Annotated in this window: 19 protein-coding genes; 7 read left to right on the top strand and 12 right to left on the bottom strand. The window is 67.8% G+C overall.

What is annotated here, in order from left to right:
• Positions 1 to 478 precede the first annotated feature (478 nt).
• Positions 479 to 2,149, top strand: a complete 1,671-nt coding sequence (locus M1L58_RS21800; protein ID WP_248660444.1) for an MFS transporter — start codon at positions 479 to 481, stop codon at positions 2,147 to 2,149.
• Positions 2,150 to 2,181: 32 nt separating this feature from the next.
• Positions 2,182 to 3,462: an SLC13 family permease gene (locus M1L58_RS21795; RefSeq protein ID WP_248660443.1), complete on the top strand. Its 1,281-nt coding sequence runs from the start codon at positions 2,182 to 2,184 to the stop codon at positions 3,460 to 3,462.
• Between the two features lie 313 nt (positions 3,463 to 3,775).
• On the opposite strand, the gene M1L58_RS21790 is transcribed toward M1L58_RS21795, so the two are convergent.
• The 7 genes from M1L58_RS21790 to M1L58_RS21760 all read right to left on the bottom strand — a co-directional run bounded on the left by M1L58_RS21790 (position 3,776) and on the right by M1L58_RS21760 (position 12,750).
• Positions 3,776 to 5,407 (bottom strand): acyl-CoA synthetase, encoded by a 1,632-nt coding sequence (locus M1L58_RS21790; RefSeq protein ID WP_006865445.1) that lies wholly within the window; start codon positions 5,405 to 5,407, stop codon positions 3,776 to 3,778.
• Between the two features lie 82 nt (positions 5,408 to 5,489).
• Entirely contained in the window at positions 5,490 to 6,662 is a 1,173-nt protein-coding gene (locus tag M1L58_RS21785; RefSeq protein ID WP_006865446.1) for a lipid-transfer protein, read from the bottom strand.
• On the bottom strand, positions 6,662 to 7,105 hold the full coding sequence (locus M1L58_RS21780; protein ID WP_248660442.1) for a MaoC family dehydratase: 444 nt from the start codon (positions 7,103 to 7,105) through the stop codon (positions 6,662 to 6,664). Before M1L58_RS21780 ends, M1L58_RS21785 begins: the two co-directional genes overlap by 1 nt.
• Positions 7,102 to 8,154 (bottom strand): bifunctional MaoC family dehydratase N-terminal/OB-fold nucleic acid binding domain-containing protein, encoded by a 1,053-nt coding sequence (locus M1L58_RS21775; protein ID WP_308221835.1) that lies wholly within the window; start codon positions 8,152 to 8,154, stop codon positions 7,102 to 7,104. The genes M1L58_RS21780 and M1L58_RS21775 overlap by 4 nt, the downstream gene beginning before the upstream one ends.
• Positions 8,151 to 9,314, bottom strand: a complete 1,164-nt coding sequence (locus M1L58_RS21770) for an acyl-CoA dehydrogenase family protein (protein ID WP_248660441.1) — start codon at positions 9,312 to 9,314, stop codon at positions 8,151 to 8,153. The genes M1L58_RS21775 and M1L58_RS21770 overlap by 4 nt, the downstream gene beginning before the upstream one ends.
• A gap of 2 nt (positions 9,315 to 9,316) precedes the next feature.
• Positions 9,317 to 10,441, bottom strand: coding sequence for an acyl-CoA dehydrogenase family protein (locus M1L58_RS21765; RefSeq protein ID WP_248660440.1), 1,125 nt, complete (start codon positions 10,439 to 10,441; stop codon positions 9,317 to 9,319).
• Between the two features lie 119 nt (positions 10,442 to 10,560).
• The gene (locus M1L58_RS21760) at positions 10,561 to 12,750 is read right to left on the bottom strand and encodes an acyl-CoA dehydrogenase family protein (protein ID WP_248660439.1); all 2,190 of its coding nucleotides are present in this window, start codon (positions 12,748 to 12,750) and stop codon (positions 10,561 to 10,563) included.
• A 136-nt stretch (positions 12,751 to 12,886) separates the two neighbouring features.
• Between M1L58_RS21760 and kstR the strand changes: the two genes are divergently transcribed.
• A complete protein-coding gene (gene kstR, locus M1L58_RS21755; RefSeq protein ID WP_248660438.1) occupies positions 12,887 to 13,540 on the top strand; it encodes a cholesterol catabolism transcriptional regulator KstR in 654 nt (217 codons plus the stop codon).
• 6 nt (positions 13,541 to 13,546) lie between these two features.
• Here kstR and M1L58_RS21750 read toward each other — a convergent pair whose 3' ends face one another.
• The 3 genes from M1L58_RS21750 to M1L58_RS21740 form a co-directional block, all read right to left on the bottom strand.
• Complete coding sequence (locus tag M1L58_RS21750) at positions 13,547 to 14,029, bottom strand: MaoC/PaaZ C-terminal domain-containing protein (RefSeq protein WP_248660437.1); 483 nt, start codon at positions 14,027 to 14,029, stop codon at positions 13,547 to 13,549.
• Positions 14,026 to 15,036 (bottom strand): alpha/beta hydrolase, encoded by a 1,011-nt coding sequence (locus M1L58_RS21745; protein WP_006865454.1) that lies wholly within the window; start codon positions 15,034 to 15,036, stop codon positions 14,026 to 14,028. Before M1L58_RS21745 ends, M1L58_RS21750 begins: the two co-directional genes overlap by 4 nt.
• Before the next feature lie 160 nt (positions 15,037 to 15,196).
• Positions 15,197 to 15,889, bottom strand: coding sequence for an SDR family NAD(P)-dependent oxidoreductase (locus M1L58_RS21740; RefSeq protein WP_248660436.1), 693 nt, complete (start codon positions 15,887 to 15,889; stop codon positions 15,197 to 15,199).
• A gap of 62 nt (positions 15,890 to 15,951) precedes the next feature.
• Between M1L58_RS21740 and M1L58_RS21735 the strand changes: the two genes are divergently transcribed.
• Together M1L58_RS21735 and M1L58_RS21730 are read left to right on the top strand one after the other, a co-directional pair.
• The gene (locus M1L58_RS21735) at positions 15,952 to 16,818 is read left to right on the top strand and encodes an alpha/beta fold hydrolase (RefSeq protein WP_248660435.1); all 867 of its coding nucleotides are present in this window, start codon (positions 15,952 to 15,954) and stop codon (positions 16,816 to 16,818) included.
• Positions 16,819 to 16,829: 11 nt separating this feature from the next.
• Positions 16,830 to 18,098 carry an MFS transporter gene (locus M1L58_RS21730; protein WP_248660434.1) on the top strand — a complete coding sequence of 423 codons (1,269 nt, stop codon included), beginning with the start codon at positions 16,830 to 16,832 and terminating at the stop codon, positions 18,096 to 18,098.
• A gap of 43 nt (positions 18,099 to 18,141) precedes the next feature.
• On the opposite strand, the gene M1L58_RS21725 is transcribed toward M1L58_RS21730, so the two are convergent.
• Positions 18,142 to 18,468: a hypothetical protein gene (locus tag M1L58_RS21725; protein ID WP_006865463.1), complete on the bottom strand. Its 327-nt coding sequence runs from the start codon at positions 18,466 to 18,468 to the stop codon at positions 18,142 to 18,144.
• Positions 18,469 to 18,772: 304 nt separating this feature from the next.
• On the opposite strand from M1L58_RS21725, the gene M1L58_RS21720 reads away from it, so the two are divergent.
• Both M1L58_RS21720 and M1L58_RS21715 read left to right on the top strand, forming a co-directional pair.
• Positions 18,773 to 20,251: an LVIVD repeat-containing protein gene (locus tag M1L58_RS21720; protein ID WP_248660446.1), complete on the top strand. Its 1,479-nt coding sequence runs from the start codon at positions 18,773 to 18,775 to the stop codon at positions 20,249 to 20,251.
• Positions 20,248 to 20,916 carry a DUF305 domain-containing protein gene (locus M1L58_RS21715; RefSeq protein WP_248660433.1) on the top strand — a complete coding sequence of 223 codons (669 nt, stop codon included), beginning with the start codon at positions 20,248 to 20,250 and terminating at the stop codon, positions 20,914 to 20,916. Before M1L58_RS21720 ends, M1L58_RS21715 begins: the two co-directional genes overlap by 4 nt.
• Positions 20,917 to 20,939: 23 nt before the next feature.
• On the opposite strand, the gene M1L58_RS21710 is transcribed toward M1L58_RS21715, so the two are convergent.
• On the bottom strand, positions 20,940 to 21,437 hold the full coding sequence (locus M1L58_RS21710; RefSeq protein ID WP_006865466.1) for an HNH endonuclease: 498 nt from the start codon (positions 21,435 to 21,437) through the stop codon (positions 20,940 to 20,942).
• Positions 21,438 to 21,496 lie beyond the last annotated feature (59 nt).

The raw sequence follows: 21,496 nt of genomic DNA, 5'->3' as shown, positions 1-21,496 counted from the left end.
GGGGGGGGGGGGGGGGGGGGGGGCGGCCCCCCGGGGGGGGGGGGGGGGGGGCCCCCCCCCCCCCCCCCGACGCGATGACCACCAGCGTCACGATGACGCCGATGAGCGCCGCCAGCATCGTCAGCACACGCCAGATGTGGAGGCGCGCAGGCGAAGCGTCGGTGGTGTTCGGAGAAGCGATCGGGGTCGCGCCGGTACTGGGTCCTGCAGCGGCGGACGCGACTGTGTTCGACGCAATGTGGGGTGAGGCCATGACCTTTCACCACTTTCGATTGTCCGGGGCCAACTTCGACCATGACGGCCTGCGGTTCACAGACCGGAGCGGACTCGCCCGGTTCTGGTACTGCAGTGATAAATGTGTCATAAGTTACCCACGTTGCGGTGGTTCCCCTCACGCGTGTCGCGATAACGAAACCGCAACGCGGCGGACGGCAACCCTGAGATCCTACGAGTCACACATCGAAGTCGGGGGCGGAAGATGAAATTGCCGAACGGATTCCGGATGGACGCGCGCTCCGCGTGGCTCGTCCTCGTCGCGTGCTTGTCCGTGAGCATGGTGGTAGCAGCGATGGCGGCACTCAACACGGCACTGCCCGACATCGCCGTCGACACCGGTGCCGACGCCGGTCAGATGACGTGGATCGTCGACGGCTACACGCTCGCCCTCGCCGCCCTCTTGCTGCCCGCCGGTGCGATCGGTGACCGCTTCGGACGGCGCGAGGTCCTCATCGTCGGTCTGGTGCTGTTCGGGCTCGCGTCGCTCGCCGCGATCTGGGTCGACGGCCCGGAACAACTGATCATCACCCGCTGCCTGGCCGGCGCAGCCGCCGCGCTGATCATGCCGACGACGCTGTCGCTCATCACCTCCGGGATGCCGGACGGCCAGCGAGCCGTCGGCATCAGCATCTGGTCGGCGATCGCCGGTGGCGGTGCGATCGCCGGTTTCCTCGTGACCGGCCTCCTGCTCGAGTTCTTCTCCTGGCATTCGATCTTCATCACCTTCGCCGCGTCATCGGGCGTCTCGGCGCTGCTGTGCTTCACCATCGGCACGTCGAAGGACACCGATCCCGGCCGCTTCGACATCCCGGGCACCCTGTGCTCGGTCCTGGCGATAGCCGGCGTGGTCTTCGGTCTCCTGGAGGCGCCTCACCGCGGGTGGGGCGATCCGTTGGTACTCTGCTGCCTCGTCGGTGGTCTCTTCCTCGCCGCACTGTTCGTGGTCGTCGAGGTGCGTTCGGCCTCCCCGCTCTTCGATGTCCGACTGCTCCGCAACCGGGCCTTCGGTTCGGGATCGCTGTCGGTGGCGGTGCAGTTCCTCGCCTCCTTCGGCATGTTCTACCTCGTCCTGCAGTTGCTGCAGCTGGTGTTCGGCTACTCCCCGCTGCAGTCCGCCGTGGCGCTCATGCCGTTCGTCGCCGGCGTCGGGATCTTCTCACTCCTCTCCAACTGGCTGGCGGTGCGGCTGGACTCGCTCAAGTTCGTGATCGCCGGCGGCGCCCTGCTGTCCGGGATCGGCCTGACCCTCATGGGTCTGATCCGGGTCGGCGACTACTGGACACTGGCCGCGATCCTGGCGGTGGTCGCCATCGGCATCGGCCTCGCTTCCGCCCCGGCGACCACGGCCATCATGTCCAACACACCCCTCGACAACCAGGGCGTCGGTTCGGCGATCAACGACACCGCTCGCGAGATCGGTGCGGCCATCGGTATCGCGATCGCCGGTTCCATGGTCGCCGCCGGCTACAAGGCACGGATCGGACCGACCGCGGACCTCGCCCGCGAGCAGCTCACCGCCGCCGGACAGCAGCAGATCGCCGCGGGTGACCCGACCGGCGGTCAGGCCACCATCGCCCAGGCCGAACAGGCCGGAACACTCATCGAGCGTTCCCTCGCCGAGGCGAGGGTCGTCGTCGACAATCTGTCCGCGCAGTCCGGCGAGCTCGCCGACGAGATCGCCGACGGCAGTCAGGCCGCCTTCGACGTGCCGTTCGAGCACGCGTCGTTGATCCTGGGCGGCATCATGCTCGCCAGCGCCGTCGTCCTGTTGTGGATCACTCCGCGTCGCGTCGTCGAGGGCCCGGTCATCACGAGCCGGACCGGCGACTTCGAACCCGATCCCGACCTCGACGACACCTACGCCCGCGACTGACGCGTAGCCGGTCTGCGCGTACTCTTTCTGCGGTGCTCACCGTGGACAGTGTCGCCGGCTGCATCGTCAGCATCGCCGGCCTCGTCGTGGTGATCGTCGCAACCCTTGCCGCGCAGCGTGTTCCGGCCGTCGTGGTGGCGGCTCCGGTCGCCGGGTTGCTCATCCTGCTCGGTCTGACCGACCTCGACGCCGCGGCCGACGAGGTCATGACGATGGCCCCGACCATCGGCTTCCTCGCCGCGATGCTGGTGGTCGCGGACGTGTGCGCCCGCGAAGGCGTCTTCACCTGGGTCGGGACGGTCCTCGCCGGCTGGAGCCGAGCCTCGCCATACCGGCTGCTGCGCATCGTTTTCGTGGCCGCGGCGGTGACCACCGCCATCCTCAGCCTCGACACCACGATCGTGCTGCTGACGCCGGTCGCCGTCGCCACCGCGCGCCACATCGGCGCACGGGTGACCCCGATCGCCTTCTCCAGCGCCCATCTGGCGAACACCGCGTCGACGCTGCTGCCGGTCTCCAACCTGACCAACCTGCTGGCGTTCTCCGCCACCGGGTTCGGCTTCCTCGGCTTCACCGGGGTGATGTTGGCGCCGTGGATCGCGGCGATCCTCGTGGAGTACCTGATCTTCCGGTGGTACTTCGCCGGCGCACTCGGCAGTCCCACGCCCGGCGATCCCGCGCCTCGACCCCCAGACGCACAGCCCCGGCCGGACGCGCCTCGGCCGACCCTTCTGCTCGTCGGCCTGGCCCTGTTGCTCGTCGTGTTCGTGGTCGCCGAACCGTTCGGTGTACCGCTCGCCGCAGTCGCCGGGGTGGGCGCGGTGCTCTTCACGCTGCCCGAGCTGCTCCGCTCCCCGATGGCCACGCTGCGCAGCACCGTCACCGCGGTGAACATCCCGTTCCTGGGGTTCGTCGCCACGCTCGGCGTCGTCATCCTGCCGGTCCGCGACGGCCCGCTCGGCGACTGGATCGGCGGACTCATACCGTCGTCGTCGACGCTGCTCGGCATCCTGGCGGTCGCCGTTCTCGCCGCGGTCCTCGCGAACTTGGTCAACAACCTCCCGGCGACGCTGCTGCTGATCCCGCTGGTGGCCCACGACCCCGGTCTGGTCATGGCGATGCTGCTCGGCGTCAACATCGGCCCGAACCTGGCCTACTTCGGGTCGCTGGCCAACCTGCTCTGGCGGGAGATCATGCACCACGACGTCGCCGCCCCGACCTCACGCGAGTACCTGAGGCTCGGCGCGCTCACCGTCCCCGCGACGCTGGGTGTCGCCGTGCTCGCGCTGTGGGCGAGCCTGCAGCTCACCTGAGCGACCCCTCCGCTCCCTCAGGTGCGAGCGAAGCACCTCTCCGCTCCCTGAGGTGCGAGCGCAGCACCTCTCCGCTCCCTGAGGTGCGAGCGAAGCGAGCCACGAAGGGCCTGGCGAGACAATGTCACCAGGCCCTTCGTGGCTCGTCGCTATCGCTCCTCGCACCTCAGGGAACGAGAAGGTCCACGCGCTACCGCTCCTCGCACCTCAGGGAACGAGAAGGTCCACGCGCTACCGCTCCTCGTACCTCAAGGAGCGAGAAGGTCCACGCGCTATCGCTCCTCGCACCCAGGGAGCGAGAAGGTCCGCTCGACTAGACGGGAGTGCTCTCCTTGGCCGCCTCGGCCTTGGCCCAGCGGTAGTCGGCCTTGCCGGCCGGCGTGCGCTTGACCTCGTCGACGAACACGACGGTGCGCGGGACCTTGTAGCGGGCGAGGGTCTCGCGGCAGTGTTCCTGGATCTCCTCGAGCGTCGGCTCCTCGGCGCCCTCGGCGAGCGAGATCACCGCGGCGACCCGCTGGCCGTACTTCTCGTCGGGGACCGGGACAACCAGCGCGTCGGCGACGGCCGGGTGCCCGTGCAGGGTGGCCTCGACCTCCTCGGCGTAGACCTTCTCGCCACCGGTGTTGATGCACTGCGAACCGCGGCCGAGGAAGACGATCGAGCCGTCGGCCTCGACGGTGCCCATGTCACCCAGGATCGAGATGCGGGTGCCGTCCGGCAGCGTCGGGAAGGTCTTGGCGGTCTTCTCCTCGTCCTTGTAGTAACCGAGGGGGACGTTGCCGATGCGCGCGATGTACCCGACGTTGCCCGAGCCCGGCTCGATCTTGTTGAGGCTCTCGTCGACGACCATCATCTTGTCGGTCGGCGGCACCTTGAGGTTGCCGTTGTCGTCCATCATGATCTCGCCGTCGTTGCCCGACTCCGACGCGCCGAAGTTGTCGCGCAGCACCAGATCCGGCTTCACCGCGAGCATGCGGTCGCGCACGTGCTGCGACCAGATGGCGCCACCGGAGGTGATGGAGAACATCGACGACAGGTCGACCTCGTCCTTCCGCTTCTCCAGTTCCTCCACGAGCGGCATACCCATGGCGTCGCCGACGATGAGGACGATGTTGACCTTTTCCTTCTCGACCTCGGTGACGATGGCCTCCGGGTCGAAATCGCGCTGGATCACCAGGCGACCGCCGAGGGTGAAGAACGTGAACAGCGAGTACGACGCCGCGCCGTGCATGAGCGGGGCCGCGAGCAGGAAGGCGATGGACGGGAAATCCTTGACCGCGGTGCCGATCTCCTCGAGGTCCTTGCGGGCCTCGCCGTAGGGGTTACCACCCGAGAGCGGCTTGCGGAAGAAGTCGTCGTGCTGCCACATGACGCCCTTGGGGTAACCCGTGGTGCCGCCCGTGTAGAGCAGGTACAGCTCTTCGCCGTTGCGCGGCTCGAAGTCGCGGTTGTCCGGCTTGGAGTGGGCATCGGCGAAGGACACGATCTCGACCGTGCGCCCGTCGGGCAGGTCGGCTGCCGCCCGGGTGAGCTCCTCGACGACGTCACCGATGACGAACACCGTTCGCACGGTGGGCGTCTCGGCGAGTAGCGTGGCGACGCTGCGCTGGTGTTCGGGGAGCTCGACGATGATCGCGCGCGAGTCGGAGTTGTCGAAGATGTACTGCAGTTCGGCGTTGGTGTACCGGTAGTTGATGTTGACCGGTACCGCGCGGACCTTCAGCAGGCCGAGGAGGCTCGTGACGTGTTCGACGCTGTTCTTGAGGAACAGGGCGACGTTGTCGAAGGCGCCCACTCCGGCACCCGCGAGCAGGTGTGCCACCTGGTTGGACAGCTTGTCGAGTTCGGCATAGCTGATCTGGCGGCCCTGATAGCTGAGCGCGATCCGCTCGGGCACCGAATCGGCGACCGTCTCGAAGACATCGGCGAGGTTGAACTTCATTCTGCGCGCTCCTCGTTCTCAAGAGTGTTGTTGCACTGGACTGGCTGGTCGGGACTGATGTGGGCGGTGCGTACGGTTCCGGTCATGCGGTGAGCACCAACCCGCTTGTGGGAACGCCGGTTCCGGCGGTGACGACGACCTTCTCGGCGTCGTCGACCTGGTTGACGGAGGTTCCGCGGATCTGACGGACGGCTTCGGCGATGCCGTTCATGCCGTGGATGTAGGCCTCGCCGAGCTGACCGCCGTGGGTGTTGAGCGGTAGGCGGCCGCCCACCTCCAGGGCACCGGGTTCCCGGACGAAGTCCTTGGCCTCCCCGCGTCCGCAGAAGCCCAGCTCTTCGAGCTGGAGCAGCGTGTACGGGGTGAAGTGGTCGTAGAGGACGGCCATGTCCATGTCCTCGGGACCGAGGCCGGACTGCGACCACAGCTGCCGTCCGACGAGCCCCATCTCGGGTAGGGATGCCAGTTCGTCACGGTAGTAGCTGGTCATGATGAACTGGTCGGCCGCCGAACCGGCTGCGGCCGCGGCGATCACGGCCGGCGTGTGCGGCAGGTCCTTGGCCCGCTCGGCCGACACGATCACCAGGGCGACACCGCCGTCGGACTCCTGGCAGCAGTCGAGCAGATGAAGCGGCTCGGCGATGTACCGCGAATTCTGGTGGTCTTCCAGGGTGATCGGCTTCTCGTAGAAGAAGGCGTCGGGATTGACCGCGGCATGCTTGCGGTCGACGACCGCGATACGGCCGAAGTCCTCGCTGGTGGCGCCGTAGTCGTGCATGTACCGCTGGGCGATCATCGCGACGAACGCCGCCGGTGTCGACAACCCGTGCGGGTAGCTGAAGGCGTTCTCCGTGCCCGAGGAGTTCTCCTGGTTGGCGACCGCCGAATTCACCTGTCCGAACCGTAGTCCCGACCGCTCGTTGAACGCGCGGTAGGCGACGACGACGTCGGCGACCCCGGTCGCCACCGCCATCGCGGCCTGCTGCACGGTCGCGCACGCTGCGCCGCCGCCGTAGTGGATCCGCGAGAAGTAGGTGAGCTCGGGGATTCCGACGGCCCGGGCGACCGAGATCTCACTGTTGGTGTCCATGGTGAACGTGACGAGACCGTCGACGTCGGCCGGCGTGAGACCCGCGTCGGCGATCGCCGCCGACACCGCCTCCGCCGCGAGCCGCAGCTCGCTGCGCCCGGAGTCCTTGGAGAACTCGGTGGCCCCGATGCCGGCGATCGCCGCTTGTCCGGACAGCCCGCCCATCAGTGCCCCTCCCCTTGCGTCGCATCCGAGGCGCCCTCGCCGATGGTGAGGGTCACGGTCGAGATGACGTGCTTGCCCAGCGAATTGGTTCCGGTGACGGCGACCGTCAACAGGCCGTCGTCGGCGACCTCGGTGACCTCACCGGTGAAGGTGACCGAGTCGTAGGCGTACCACGGCACGCCCAGTTTCAGTGCGATGGAGCGGATTCGGGCGGTGGGCCCGGCCCAGTCGGTGACGAATCGTTCGACCAGACCGGTGTCGGTCAGGATGTTGACGAAGATGTCCTTGGACCCCTTGGCCTGCGCGAGGTCGCGGTCGTGGTGCACATCCTGGAAGTCGCGGGTGGCCAGTGCCGTCGCGACGACGAAGGTCGGGGTCGCGTCGATGACCAAGGGCGGCAGGGTGGTTCCGACGCCCACCGCCGGAGTGGCGACACTGGTCATGCTTTTCCCCCTTCACTCGCCGGTTCCCAGGCGTACAGCGTCCACGCCGGCGTTCCGGCCTCATCGCGGGCCGGGAAGTCCAGGAAGGTCGCCCGGACCGACATCCCGATCTCGACGTCCTCCGGTTCGACGCCACGCAGTTCACCCAGCATCCGCACACCTTCGTCGAGCTCGACAAGGGCCACGACGAACGGCAGCTGCCGGCCGGGGACCTTGGGTGCACGATGAACGACGTAGCTGTAGACGGTTCCGGTTCCCGAGGCGACGACGTAGTCGGTCTCCGGGACCGATCCATCGGCCTCTCGTGGCTTCCAGGTAGCCGGGACCGGCGGATGACGCAGGGCGCCCTCGCCGTCTCGCTGGATGCGCAGTTCGTGTGCGGCGACACCTTCCCAGAAGAAGGCGGTGTCCCGCGAGACGCTCGGCTTCAGCAGACGCGCCGGGTCGAGATCGTCGGGCACCGACGAAACCGGCTCGGGTGCAGCGTCCTTCGCAGCCGGGCGGAACTTCAGGATGCGGAACCGCATCTCCGCGACGACCTCGTCGGTACCGTTCTCATCGGGCACCGACCACACGTTGCGGGTCGTGAAGAACCAGCCCTCGCCGAGCGCGGTGTTCTTGGGGCCGACGATCTCGACGAGTTCCGCCGACAGCGACACCTGCTCACCCGGCCGGGTGTAGCGGTGGTAGACGGTGTCGCAGTTGGTCGCGACCACCGAGGTGAAGCCCGCGTCATCGAACAGCTGGGTCGCGCGTCCGAGCGGATCGTCGGCCGTGCGAACGCCGTTGAGGCCGCGCATGGTCCACACCTGGGCCATCGCCGGCGGTGCCACCACACCCGGATGCCCGGCAGCCCGCGCGGCGGCCTCGTCGACGTAGATGGGATTCTCGTCGCCCATCGCCTCGACCCAGTTGTTGATCATCGGCTGATTGATCGGGTCGCGCCCACGCACCGGTGCGCTCGCACCGTCGTCCATGATCGCCTGCGCCGCAGCGCGGATCGCCTCGTCCCCGGTCAACTCGGTCCCGGTCATCTCGGGGGCGCTCACCGCTTGGCCCTCGGGAGTCCGAGGCCGGCGGTGGCGATCATGTCGCGCATGACCTCGTTGACCCCGCCGCCGAAGGTGATGACGACGTGGCGCTTCTGCTGGACGTCGAGCCAGTCCACCAGGGCGGCGGTCTCGGGATCGGTGAAATCGCCGTAGCGACCGATGATCTCGTTGGCCATCCGGCACACCGACTGGATGCGTTCGGTGGAGAACACCTTCGTCGCGGCGGCGTCGGCCATCGAGATCGCCTCGCCGGTGGAGGCGACCTGCCAGTTCAGGAGTTCGTTGATCCGGCCGTAGGCGTCGATGGTGGCCAGGGCCCGGCGCACATCGGGATGCTTGGCGATCACGGTGCCGTCGGGACCCGGACGCTGCGTCCAGGCCCGCAGCCGTGCCGCCAGACCGTCGATGCGGCCGGCCGGTCCGAGCATGACGCGTTCGTGGTTGAGCTGGGTGGTGATGAGCTTCCAGCCGTCGCCCTCCTCGCCCACTCGCATCGACACCGGGACCTTCACGTCCTGGTAGTAGGTGGCGTTCACGTGGTGGGCACCGTCGGCGGTGATGATCGGCGTCCAGCTGAACCCGGGATCCTTGGTGTCCACGATGAGGATCGAGATGCCCTTGTGCTTGGGCGCGTCCTTGTCGGTGCGCACGGCCAGCCAGATGTAGTCGGCGTCGTGACCACCGGTGGTGAAGATCTTCTGGCCGTTGACCACATAGTGGTCGCCGTCGAGCACGGCGGTGGTGCTCAACGACGCCAGGTCGGTACCGGCCTCGGGTTCGGTGTAACCGATGGCGAAATGCACATCGCCGGCCAGGATCGCGGGCAGGAACTTTCGCTTCTGCTCCTCGGTGCCGTGGACCTGCAGGGTCGGGCCGACGGTCTGCAGGGTGACCGACGGCAGCGGGACGTCGGCGCGAACGGCCTCGTTGGTGAAGATCTGCTGTTCGATCTCCCCGAATCCCTTGCCGCCGAAATTCTTCGGCCAGCCCACACCGAGCCAGCCGTCGTCACCCATGCGCTTGATGACCTTGCGGTACGTGGGTCCGTGCCGCTCGGTCAGCATGACTTTCGCTTCTTCCGGGGTCACCAGGTCCGCGAAGTACTCCCGGAGTTCCTCCCGCAGCGCGCGCTGCTCGGGCGTCAGATCGATGAACATGCTCACCCCTGTGCTCGGTCGGCCGGGGCAGCGCCCTCGGTGATGTCGGCGAGTTCGTCGAGCCGCACGGCGGCCCCGCCCACCAGGCGGGCGAGGTCCTTGGCGACGGAGAAATACCGGTGCAACGGATAGGTGATGTCCACGCCGATACCGCCGTGCAGGTGGGTCATCGTGCGCAGCGTCGGCGGGATCTCCTCGGCGAGCCAGTATGCGGCGACGCCGAGATCCGTTGCGGCGTCGAGGCCTTCGGAGAGTCGCCACGCCGCAGCGGTGGTCGAGAGCTCCATCGACCGGCCGACGACGTAGATGTCGGCGAGCTGCTGGCCGACGGCCTGGAACAGCGCGATCGGCTTGCCGAACTGTTCGCGGGTCGAGACGTGGTCGGCGGTGAGCCGGGTGGCCCCGGCGACGAGACCGTCGGCATAGGCACACAGTGCCAATCGGTAGCGATCGCGCAGGACCGACAGCTCACGACTGATGACGTCGGCATCGTCGACGGCGACGTCGTCGAAGGTGACCGTGTACTCGCCCCAACCGCTCGACGACGGAGTACGCGTGAGCGTGACGCCGTCGGCCGTCGGCGAGACGGCCACGACGCCGGCATCGGACGTGACGAGCAGAACCGAGGCCCCCTCGGCGTGCAGGACCCCGACCTTGGTGCCGTTGAGCTTCCCGCCCCGAACGCTCGTCTGCGGGGTCGGCGTCAGCGGGTCGCCGTGTTCACCGATCGCGATCGCGGCCCAGCGGCCACCGGTCAGGGAGTCGGCCCAGCGCGACCACACATCCGCACCATCGCCGGCGGCCTTGGCGAAGACGAGCGCGGCGGTCAGAGTGCCGAGCGCCGGGGTCACCGCGGCCGCCCGCCCCATCCGACGGAACAGCGGCAGCAGTCCAGACTCGTCGACCTCGTCACCGTCGTGGTGCGCCGGCAACGGCAACGCGAGCAGCCCGGCGTCGACGAGCGCCTGCCAGGTCTCGGCGTCGAAGCCACCGACCTGATCACCTGCTCCCGACCCGCCGGAATCCCCCTTGCCGAAAGTCGACTCCCAGTCGGGTTGTCGTCGTGCGAACACGTCCTCCGCGACGTCGCGAACCGCGATCGCCGTGCCGTCCAGGGCAAAGTCCACCCTGCGTCTCCTCACCGTGCGCGAACTACAGAACTAGAACTTGTTCTAGTTGTATCAGAGTCGGCCCATCGGAGGGTAGAGATCCGGTTTTATCTGCGGTTTCGTACGGCCGCGAACGGTCAGCCGCGTGGCAAACCGAGAATGCGTTCCGCCGCCGCGGTCTTGAGGATCTGGGTCGTACCACCGGCGATCGACAGGCAGCGGTTCTGCAGCACGGCGTCGGACGCATCGGTGGCCGCGAGGCCCTGCACGCCGAGGAGCTGCAGGGCGAGATCGGGTACCGATTGGCGGTGCTGCACGCCGATCAGTTTGCGGACGCTGGACAGCGCCCCCGGGTCGAGTCCGGCGAGCTGCTGGGTGGCGGCGCGGGCGTCGAGAACCCGGCCGACGTGCGCGTCGGCGAACTGACTGCCGAGTGCCACGCGTTCGGCGTCGGAGAGGTCGCGCGTCATGCCCTGCACCTGCCGCAGCAGCGACTCCATCTCCTTGCCGAGCCCCGACCCGCCCATCGCCACGCGTTCGTTCGCGAGGGTGGTGCGGGCGAGCCGCCAGCCGTTGTTCACCTCGCCGACCACGCAGTCGTCGGGCACCACGACATCGTCGAGGAAGACCTCGTTGAAGTTGGCGCGACCGGTCAGCTCGCGGAGTGGCCGGATGTCGATGCCCGGCGAGGACATGTCGACGAGGAAGTAGGTGATCCCCTTGTTCTTGGGAGCCTCGGCGCCGGTGCGTGCCAGGCAGATGGCCCACTGCGCATTGTGCGCCTGCGAGGTCCAGATCTTCTGGCCCGACAGTTTCCAGCCGCTGTCGACGCGTTCGGCCTTGGTACGCAGCGCGGCGAGGTCGGAACCGGCCTCGGGCTCGCTGAACAGCTGACACCACACGATCTCGCCGGCGAGGGTCGGGCGGACGAAGCGTTCGCGCTGGGCATCGGTGCCGTGCGACAGGATCGTCGGGATCGCCCAGGCGCCGATGACGAGGTCGGGGCGGACGACGCCGGCCGCGTCGAGCTCGGTGTCGATCAGCAATTGCAGGGCAGCATCGGCCCCGAGTCCGTACGGCGCCGGCCAGTGCGGGGTGAGGTAACCGGTCTCGGCGAGGACGCGCCGCTGGTCGTCGGCGTCGGCCTCCGCAGCGATGCGGGCGACCGTCTCGCGGACCTCGTCGCGCTGGTCCTCGACCTGCGACAGATCAAGCGCGAAGCGTCGGCGCGCACCGGCGAGCCCACGGTCGGCGAGCGCGGTGGCGGCCGCATGGGCGTGGTCCAGGGCGGCCTGCGCGGCGAGCGCGGACCGCAGGTAGAGATGCGCGTCGTGTTCGAAGGTGAACCCGATCCCGCCGAGCACCTGGATGCAGTCCTTGGCCGTGGCCACCGGCGCTTCGGCCACCACGACGTCGGCGGCGAGCCTGCTGATCTCGAGTTGCTCACGCGCAGCGGCCAGTTCATCGGGGGACGCACCGAGCACCTCGTCGACCGCAGCGGCCACGTCCCATGCGACGGCGGTGACCTCCTCACTGCGGCAGAGCATCTCGGCGCAGATGTGCTTGATCGCCTGGAACGATCCGATCGGCGCACCGAACTGCGTGCGGACCTTGGCGTAGTCGACGGCGGTGTCGAGCGACCAGCGCGTCACACCGCTCTGATACGCCGCGAAGGTCGCCGACAGCAGCCCCTCGACGAGCGGCGCGTCGGGAAGTTCGACGAGGTCGTCGGCGGTGACACCGGTCAGTCGTACGCGCGCCACCGAGGTCGTGCCGTCGAGCGGGGCCTCCGGCGCGATGTCGGCGCTGCCGACGTGCGGCGGGATGATCCACCAGCGACCGTCCCGACCGGGGACATCGAGCGCCGCGAGGACCGCAACCCCCTCGGAGTGACCGCCGACGAGACCGAGATCGAGGACGTCGGTCAGCGTTGTGGTCGCCCCACCTGCGTAGCTCACGACGGGCGTCACGACGGGTACCGCACCTTCGAGGATCTGGTCGAGGAGCGCCTGCGCCCGGGCATCGGTGCTGGTGGAAAGTGCGATGGCGGCGGTCACCGTCGGCGCGATGGGCCCCGGCACCAGCTCGATGCCGCATTGCTCGATCATCGCCGCCACGTCGACGAATTCCGCTCCGAGGCCGCCGGACGCCTCCGGCACCGCGGCTGCGAACACGCCGAACTCCGCAAGCTGACCGAACAGCTGTGTCCACTGGTCACGCGGTTTGTCGATGTCGGAACGGACGAGTTCGGTCACCTTCGCGGCGCGCGCCCAGGACTCGATGCTGTGGCATACGGCTTGCTGTTCGGGAGACGTGGCGATTGTCACGAGTGATCCTCTGTATGTCGAGTTGTGAGGAATAATTAGAACCTGTTCTAATATGCCATGGGTGGAGGTGATCGGGTAGCCACCCGTGAATCCCCGCCTCCCCGGTCGCCGATCACGTGAGGATGTTCGTAAACACATGGCCCGCTCTGCACCAGGCAACGCCGCGGTCGACGCCCCAGCCGGGGCCACGACGACCCCTGCCGCGTCGCCCGAAGCCGGTTCCACCGCGCAGCGCGAACGCCGCCGCCGCATCCTCGACGCGACGCTCGCACTTGCCTCCAAGGGCGGCTACGACGCCGTCCAGATGCGCACCGTCGCCGACAAGGCCGACGTGGCGGTCGGCACGCTCTACCGCTACTTCCCGTCCAAGGTCCACCTGCTGGTCACGGCGCTGGCGCGCGAGTTCGAACGCGTCGAGTCGAAGGTCGACCGCTCACAGTTGCGGGGCGACACCCCGGTCGACCGCCTGCGCCACGTCCTGGACATGATCACCTTCGCGATGCAGCGCGACCCGCTGCTCACCGAGGCCATGACCCGCGCCTTCATGTTCGCCGACGCGTCGGCGACCGCCGAGGTCGATCAGGTCGCCGGCATCATCGACCGACTCCTCGCCGGTGCCATCGTCGGCGTGGGCGAGCCCACGGAAGAGGATCTTGCGATCGCCCGTGTGCTCTCGGACGTGTGGATGTCGAACCTCGTGCAGTGGCTGACCCGGCGCGCGTCGGCCACCGACGTCACCAACCGCCTCGAACTCACGGTCCGGCTCCTGCTCAAGGACCGCGCCAACTGAGCTGATTCAGTCGTTCCGGTCGGCCGGCAGAGGGGTGCCGGCCGACCGAGCGTGTACGTATGCCTCGACGACGGTCCGCATCACCGGTTTTCCTGCGTCGTTCACCAGTTCCGATGTGGACGTGACGAGCGCGCGGTCACGGTCGTCGAACTCGACGGCGTCGATGGTCAGCGAACCGGTCAACGTGTCCCCGGGACGCACCGGCCGAAGGAACACGACATCGGCGAGTCGCCTGCCCGCGATGACCTTCCAGCGGTACAGGACCCCGGTCACCGCGAGTTTCTGGTAGATCGACATCGTGTGTAGGCCACTGGCAATGAGCCCGCCGTAGACGCCGGCCTCGGCCGCGGCCTTGTCCGTGTGGAAGTCCTGCGGGTCCCACGCGCGGGCGAAGTCGAGCAGTTCGTCCTCGGTCACATGGTGACTGCCGAATCCGAACACCTGCCCGACCTCGAGATCATCCGCCCACAGTCGATCGGCGTCGCTCACTTCAGATCTTTGGCGATCATCGGCCACGTCGTCTTGAGGTCGCGCTCCCAGTAACCCCAGGAGTGGGTACCGTCGGGCCGGAACAGGACCTTGTGCGGAACCTTCAACGCGCGCATGCGTTCTGCCATCTGCTTGGTGCACTCGTTGACGGCGGCTTCGATGACACCGCCGAGGACCACCTGGTTGGCCAGCGTCAACGGGTCACCGGCGATCAAAGGTGCCTCGAGGCGGTCGTACCAGCCGGGGAGGCCCGTGCCGCTGGTCATGTAGACCTTGGTGCCCCGGAGTTTCGCCGCGTTGACGTACGGGTCATTCTTGCGCCAGCCCGCCGAGTTGACCGGGCCCCACATGTTGTCGACGTTGCCCATGCCGCGATCTGCGACGACCATCCGGATGTAGGTCTGGCCCAACGGATCACTGGTTCGAGCGCAACCGCTGTAGGCGGCCACCGACTTGTAGAGCTTCGGGGCGGAGATGGCGAGGTTCAGCACCGAGGTGCCGGCCATCGAGATGCCCGCGATCGCGTTCTTGCGGGTGGTGTTGAATTCCTTGTCGACCAGCGGCGGCAGTTCCTTGGTGAGGAACGTCGTCCACTTGTTGCGGCCGAGCACCGGGTCGTCGCGCTGCCAGTCGGTGTAGTACGAGAACGCGCCACCGATGGGCGTCACGACGTTGACCTGCTTGTCGCGGAAGAACTTGGAGTACTGCGTCTTCGCCGCCCAGGTCGCGGAGTCCTCGCCACCACCGGCTCCGTTGAGGAGGTACAGGGTCGGGCGCGGCTTGGTGAGGTCCTTGGGGCGCAGCACGTTGACCGGGACCAGCCGGCGCATCGCGGCCGAGTAGACGATCAGGGTCGTCTGCTGGGCCGAGTCGTGGATGACGGTGTCGATCCGGGCGCGGTTGGGGTCGGGGGCCGGCGCAGCAAGAGCCGCCGGTGCCCATCCGGTCGCCGCCACTGCAACGGCACACGCGACGACGCTCAGTCGCCTCTTCCACGAGGAACGCACCAATAGCCCCTTTTGTTAACATTGTTCTCAGACGTAACAAAGGTAACCGAGATCGGCGGGACGTCCCAGCCGAGACGATCGTCGTTAGGCGTTTGTGACCGTCGAAGTGCGAGGACCGTCGGGCGCCCGTGGCCAGGTCCCGAGACGATAGAGGGAATCGTCAGCCGACGCCCGGCACCGGGACCTGCGCGCCGGTCACCGCGGCAGAGGCGTCGGACACCAGGAAGGCGACGGTCTCGGCGATCGTCTCCGGCGACACCCAGCCCTTGCGCGAGGAATCCGGCTGACTCTCACGGTTTCCCGGGGTGTCGATGACCGACGGCAGAATCGCGTTGGCCCGGATGGCGTCGTCCTTGTACTCGGCCGCGAGGGCGCCGATGAACGCCCACACCGCCGCCTTGGACGTGATGTATCCGGCGGCACCGGAGAACGGCGCGAACGCGGCCTTCGCCGACACCCCGACGATCGACCCGCCACCGGCCTCGATCAGCTTCGGGATCGCCGCCGCGGACAGCAGATACAGCGGTCGCAGGTTGAGGCGGAGGAGTCGCTCGAACTCGTCGACCGGAGTCGCGTCCACCCGCTCCCCCATCGCGAACCCACCGACCAGGTTGACCACCGCCTTCACCGGTGCCGTCGAGTCGCTTGCCGCAGCGGCGACGACCTCGGTCACCGATGACTCGTCGAACAGGTCTGCCTGCAGGGTGACCAGGCGATCGGATTCGGGTAGCCGCGACAGTTCGGCCTCGACGACCCACGGCACCACCACGCGCCAACCGTCGTCGAGCAGTTTCTTCGTGACCGCGGTACCCAAGCCGCCCGTACCGCCCGACACGATCACCGTCTGCACCATCGTCTGATCCGTCCTGTCCGATTGCCCGTTTCGTCTCACCCTATGCGTGAAAGGCTGGGCCGATGAGTACGAATGTCACCGCCGACGCTCCGGAGTGGTTTCGCACAGCAGTCGCCTCGGAACCCGAGCACTCGTCGATCACCGTCCACGGCGCACGGATCGCCTATCGCTGCTGGGGCGAACCCGGCGCCCCCGGCCTGATCCTCGTCCACGGTGGCGCGGCCCATTCCGGGTGGTGGGATCACATCGCCCCGCGGTACGCGCAGGACAGGCGCGTCGTCGCCCTCGACCTGTCCGGACATGGCGACAGCGACTGGCGCGACACCTACCGCCTGGGCACCTGGGCCGACGAGGTCACCGCGGTCGCGGCGGCTGTCGGGGCGACCACCGAGGCAGTCCTGGTGGGGCACAGCCTCGGCGGGCTCGTCGGCATCCGGACGTCGATCGCCCACCCCGACCTCGCCGAGAAACTCGTGCTCGTCGACTCCCGCATCCTCGACGCCGCGATGCTCGACGAGATCCAGCGCAATCAGCCCGAGGAGGGTATTCCTCGAGGTAGCAAGCACTACCCGTCACTCGAGGCAGCCCTCGAACGGTTCCGCCTCGTGCCCGACCACGCGAGCCTCGATTTCGCCCGGGAGTACGTCGCGCGACAGTCGGTCGTCCGCGATGACGCCGGCTGGCGGTGGAAGTTCGACCGCGGCTTCGCCGATGAGCTGACCGATCTGCCGTCATGCCCGCCGAATGACTGCCGACTCAGCGTCGTCTACGGCGAACACGGGGTCGTGACCCAGGCGATGATCGACACGGTCACCGCAGGTCTCGACGAACCGGCGCGCGTCGTCGAACTCGCCGGCGCCGGTCATCACATCCCGCTCGAGCAGCCCCTCGAACTGATGGATGTCATCGACGACGTTGTGCGGGCCTAACATGGACGTCGATGACCGACGACCGCGCTTCCGAGATCAGCGGCGTCGGCTCGGACTCACCAGTCTCCGCTGACTCACGCGACAGCGTCTTCGCCTCGCTGCACATCCCCAACTACCGGCTCTTCTTCGCGGGGATGACGGTGTCGATGACCGGCTCGTGGATGCAGGCCACCGCTCAGGCCTGGCTGGTCCTGACCCTGAGCGGGTCGGCATCGATTCTGGGCCTGATCGTCGCCCTCCAGGCGCTGCCCGTGCTCCTGATCGGCCCCTACGCCGGAGTCATCGCCGACCGCGTCGACCGTCGGCGGCTGCTGACGATCCTGCAGGCGATGATGGGTCTGCTCGCCGCGGTCCTCGCCGCGCTCACTCTCGCCGGGGTGGTGGCGGTGTGGCATGTGGCCGTCCTCGCGCTGCTACTCGGCCTCGGACACGCCTTCGAGCAACCCGCGCGGCAGGCGTTCATCCACCAGATCGTCGGGAAATCGCTGATCCGTAATGCCGTCACCCTGAACTCGGTGATGGTCAACGCCGCCCGCGCGGTCGGCCCGGCGGTCGCCGGCGTCATCCTCACCCTCGTCGGGGCTGGTTGGTGTTTCGCGATCAACGCGGTCAGCTTCGCCGCGGTGGTCGCCTCGCTGATCGCGCTCGACAGCACGAAGATCACCCAGGAGACCCCGGTCCCCCGCGCCAAAGGGCAACTGCGTGAGGGCATCCGCTACGTTCGCGGCGTCCCGTCGCTGTGGATCCCGCTCGCCACGATGGCGCTGGTCGGCACCTTGGCGTACAACTTCCCGGTCACCCTCACCGCCGCCGCCGATTTCGTCTTCGACGGCGGGCCACAGGCTCTCGGCTTCATGACCTCGGCCATGGGAGTCGGCGCGGTGGTCGGCGGGCTCGTCGTCGCCGCGCGCGGCACCATCGGACTGCGGCCCCTCACGCTGGCCGCGTTCGGCTTCGGCGTCACCATCGCGGCAGCAGCGCTGGCCCCGAACCTCGTCACTGCCATCTGCGCGCTGTTCCTCGTCGGTTGGCTCAGCGTGACGTTCATGTCGACCGGCAACGCCACCCTGCAACTCAACGCCGAACCCCAGATGCGGGGTCGGGTCATGGCCCTGTGGTCGGTGGCGTTCATGGGGTCGACGCCGATCGGCGGTCCGCTGATCGGCGCGGTCATCGAGGCCACCAATCCACGCGTGGGTCTGGGCGTCGGTGCCGCCGCATGTCTGGCCGCGGCGGTGCTCGCGTTCGTCGCCGCGAAACGCCTGCGGCCGGCCAGCTGAGCTGACCGGCTGCGTGCGAGGCTGGGTTCAGAGTGAGGGGTCCTCAGACCGCATCGCCCCCGTCGATGCTGCCGAAGTCGCCGACCGAGACGTTGCCCTCGTCGTCGACGGCGGTGTCGAACGTGCCGTCGCAGTCGGTGTCGGCGACCGCGATGTCGGTGTAACCGTCGCCATCGGAGTCTGCCTCGATCAGGTCGATCGCGCCGTCTGAGTTGGTGTCGTAGGCGATCGAATCGGCCGAGCCGTCACCGTCGGTGTCCAGGACGGCGTCGGTGGTGCCGTCCCCGTCGATGTCTGCGAGAGCGGCGTCGACGAGACCATCGCCGTCGGTGTCGACCAGGACTGCGTCTGCGGGGATCTGGGTGCTCATGGGGTGTTCCTCTCGATGGTGCCCGCCGGTGCGGGCTGTCTGCTGCGTTCGAATACTTGGAGGGGGTGCGGGCCGACAATGTTCCCGGCGGTCCCGGAGTCGTTCGGACGGCCGACCCGTCCGAACGCGCGCGTCCCGCGTGCAACTTTCGACAAATCAGCCCCGGCGTCTCAGCCCGGCCGCTAGCGTGGCTCACGTCACGATCGGAGGGGCGATGACGCCAGATCGATTCACTGTGTCCACCGCACGACGGCGATTGCACGCGATCACCTGTCTGGCCGCGGGGGCACTCCTTGCGTCGACGATGTTGGTGTCGGCACCGGCGAGCGCCGCGAACCATTGGTTCCCCGACATCTCCGACACTTCTGTTCCCAAGGCCGAGTGTGGTCCGGGCTCCAAGCCGGAACCGGGCCTGCAGGGCGACGTCAGTGCCGAGGACCGACAGTCGGGCCGAAGCAAACAGGGTTACCACTGCAACCTGACCAAGCTCGGCAACGTCACCGGTGCGGGCGGCGGCATCGTGTCGGCATCCTTCGAGCACTGCAGTTACACCGGAAGCCTGTTCCCCGGCAACAACTTCCTGCCCCAGCCAGGCGTCCAGGTCATCGACGCCTCGAATCCCCGGAAGCCAAAGGTCGTCGGGTCGCTGACCGATGCGGCGATGCGCGGCGGCACCTGGGAGACATTGAAAGTCAACAAGAAACGCAAGCTCCTCGCTGCGACCGGTGTGCCACTGGTATGGGGCGCAGGCTTTTTCGCGGTCTACGACATCTCCGACTGCACCCGCCCCAAACTGCTCAACGCCCGCGGCGGCGGCATCGCCTACCCCATCCCGTTCACCTCGCATGAGGGCGGCTGGTCCCCGGACGGCCGAACCTACTGGGCGTCGGGCATCGCGCCCGGCCATCTGAGCGCGATCGACGTCGCCGACCCGCGGAACCCGAGGGTGATCTGGCAGGGACTGCACAGCTTCCTCGGCCACGGTTTCGGCATCACCCCCGACGGCAACCGGATGTACCTGTCGAACATGGCGGGCGTCACCGTCCTCGACATCAGCGCAGTGCAGCGTCGTGCGCCGTATCCGCAGGTCCCGCACGTGGCTGCATACCTGTGGCCGGACGGCCAGCTCAACCAGCACTCGATTCCGATCACCTATCGCGGGACGCCCCACATCATCACGGCCGACGAGGGTGGCTCGGGCGGCGTGAAGATCTTCGACGTCGCCCGGGTGAACAAACCGCGTTACGCCGCACAGCTCAAACTCGAGATCAACCTGCCCGAACACCTGGACACCCAGTTCCGTTCGTCCATGGGCGGTTCGTTGTTCGGCAGCAACCCGCACTATTGCGCGGTCGACCGCCCGAACGATCCGACGGCGCTGGCGTGCGCATGGGAGTCGTCCGGCATCCGCGTGTTCGACATCCGGGACTTCTCCGCCATCAAGGAGATCGCCTACTACAACCCGCCGGCGCAGAAGGGCGCCACCGCGATGACCCGACCCAACTCGCCGCATGTGCTCGGGTCGATCATCGGCGCACCGGGCATCGAATTCCTCAGCCTCGGAATGTCTCTCGCGAACGGGAAAGCCAAGCTGAACGAGATGATCGGTCCGCGCATGGGCATGGTCGTCGGGGGTGACATGGCCACCGACTGGTGCTTCTCCCCGCCGGAGTTCCACGGCAACAAGATCCTGACGACCTGTGCCGACGGCGGCTTCTACGCCCTCGAGTTGAGCAACCGGGTCTACACCCCACCGCCGGATCAGGATTCCTTCCTCGGATGACCACCGAGCAGCGGCCCGCGTGGCTGCAGATCGCCGGGCCGGCGTCGCTGGCCGTCCTGCTCGTGGCGATCGGCGTCGTCGTCGGTTCGGTGTGGTCGCCCGGCTCGCGGGACGACGTGAAGGCGATGAGTGCCGCCGACATCGGCTTCGCGCAGGACATGTCGACCCATCACGATCAGGCGCTCCTGATGGCCCGCACGATTCTCGCCGCACCCGGCGTGGACCCGACGATCCGCGGCCTGGCCGATCAGCTCGTCGTCGCTCAGTCTGCGGAGAGCGCGACCATGCGCGGTTGGCTGCAGTTCTTCGAGCTGCCCCTGACCTCGGATGAGCCGATGTCGTGGATGTCCCACGGTGATTCGCACGCCCACGGTGATCTCTCAGCGGACATCCCTGATGCCCCGCTCATGCCGGGTATGGCGAGCACCGACGAACTCGGCCGGCTCGCCACACTCAGCGGCGATGAGGCCGAGAAACTGTTCCTGCAGTTGATGATCCGACACCATCGCGGCGGACTGGAGATGGCGCAGGCGGCGTACAACGACGACCGTTCCGGCCCGGCGACCAAGCAACTCGCCCTGAACATGCTCGGCGATCAGGGCAACGAGATCGGCCAGATGTCGATGCTCCTGAAAGAGCGCGGTGCCGAACCCCTGCCCACCTGAACGGTTCTCGCGTTTTCACGCTCTCAGTCGGTCTTGGGATGCAGCATGAACATCTCCCAGACCTCTTTCTGGTCGACGGCCCACGGGTCGTAGACGAAGGGTGCGTGCCGCAATGCCATGCCGGCTTTCCGCGGGGTTCGGTTGGCCTTGAAACCGTTGCAGGACTTGCACGCCGCGACCTGGTTGCCGAACGTGCTCGGGCCGCCCTGAGATACGGGGACGATGTGATCCACGGTGTCGGCCGGGCCGTCGCAGTAGGCGCAGATCCATTGGTCGCGCCGCAGGATCGTCGCATTGGAAGCATAGGAATCCATCGTCTTGCCTGCGTACGGGCGGTAGGCGTCCCGCTTGATGGCCACCACCTTGTGGATGGGCAACGAGAGGGTCGGCGAATGGACGACGCGCACCAAGGGGGTGCCCTCGACGTTGCGTGCGACCTCGGTGGTCAGCAGGACGGCGGCGCGACGCCAGGTGACGCGCGCGAGGATCTGTAATCCGGCATTCGTGACGAAGATGGTCATGGATACTCCTCGATGCGTGGGCGAGTGAGCGCGCCGACCATCGAGGTTCACGACCTCAG

The organism is Gordonia sp. C13 (genome assembly GCF_023218005.1).
Classification (GTDB): Bacteria; Actinomycetota; Actinomycetes; order Mycobacteriales; family Mycobacteriaceae; genus Gordonia; species Gordonia namibiensis.
This window is presented reverse-complemented; position numbering and strand designations above follow the sequence as displayed.

Coding starts and splice junctions, on each gene's coding strand:
- M1L58_RS21800 (WP_248660444.1), top strand. CDS start 479: ATGAAATTGCCGAACGGATTCCGGATGGACGCGCGCTCCGCGTGGCTC.
- M1L58_RS21790 (WP_006865445.1), bottom strand. CDS start 5,407: ATGAAGTTCAACCTCGCCGATGTCTTCGAGACGGTCGCCGATTCGGTG.
- M1L58_RS21785 (WP_006865446.1), bottom strand. CDS start 6,662: ATGGGCGGGCTGTCCGGACAAGCGGCGATCGCCGGCATCGGGGCCACC.
- M1L58_RS21780 (WP_248660442.1), bottom strand. CDS start 7,105: ATGACCAGTGTCGCCACTCCGGCGGTGGGCGTCGGAACCACCCTGCCG.
- M1L58_RS21770 (WP_248660441.1), bottom strand. CDS start 9,314: ATGTTCATCGATCTGACGCCCGAGCAGCGCGCGCTGCGGGAGGAACTC.
- kstR (WP_248660438.1), top strand. CDS start 12,887: ATGGCCCGCTCTGCACCAGGCAACGCCGCGGTCGACGCCCCAGCCGGG.
- M1L58_RS21740 (WP_248660436.1), bottom strand. CDS start 15,889: ATGGTGCAGACGGTGATCGTGTCGGGCGGTACGGGCGGCTTGGGTACC.
- M1L58_RS21735 (WP_248660435.1), top strand. CDS start 15,952: ATGAGTACGAATGTCACCGCCGACGCTCCGGAGTGGTTTCGCACAGCA.
- M1L58_RS21730 (WP_248660434.1), top strand. CDS start 16,830: ATGACCGACGACCGCGCTTCCGAGATCAGCGGCGTCGGCTCGGACTCA.
- M1L58_RS21725 (WP_006865463.1), bottom strand. CDS start 18,468: ATGAGCACCCAGATCCCCGCAGACGCAGTCCTGGTCGACACCGACGGC.
- M1L58_RS21720 (WP_248660446.1), top strand. CDS start 18,773: ATGTTGGTGTCGGCACCGGCGAGCGCCGCGAACCATTGGTTCCCCGAC.
- M1L58_RS21715 (WP_248660433.1), top strand. CDS start 20,248: ATGACCACCGAGCAGCGGCCCGCGTGGCTGCAGATCGCCGGGCCGGCG.
- M1L58_RS21710 (WP_006865466.1), bottom strand. CDS start 21,437: ATGACCATCTTCGTCACGAATGCCGGATTACAGATCCTCGCGCGCGTC.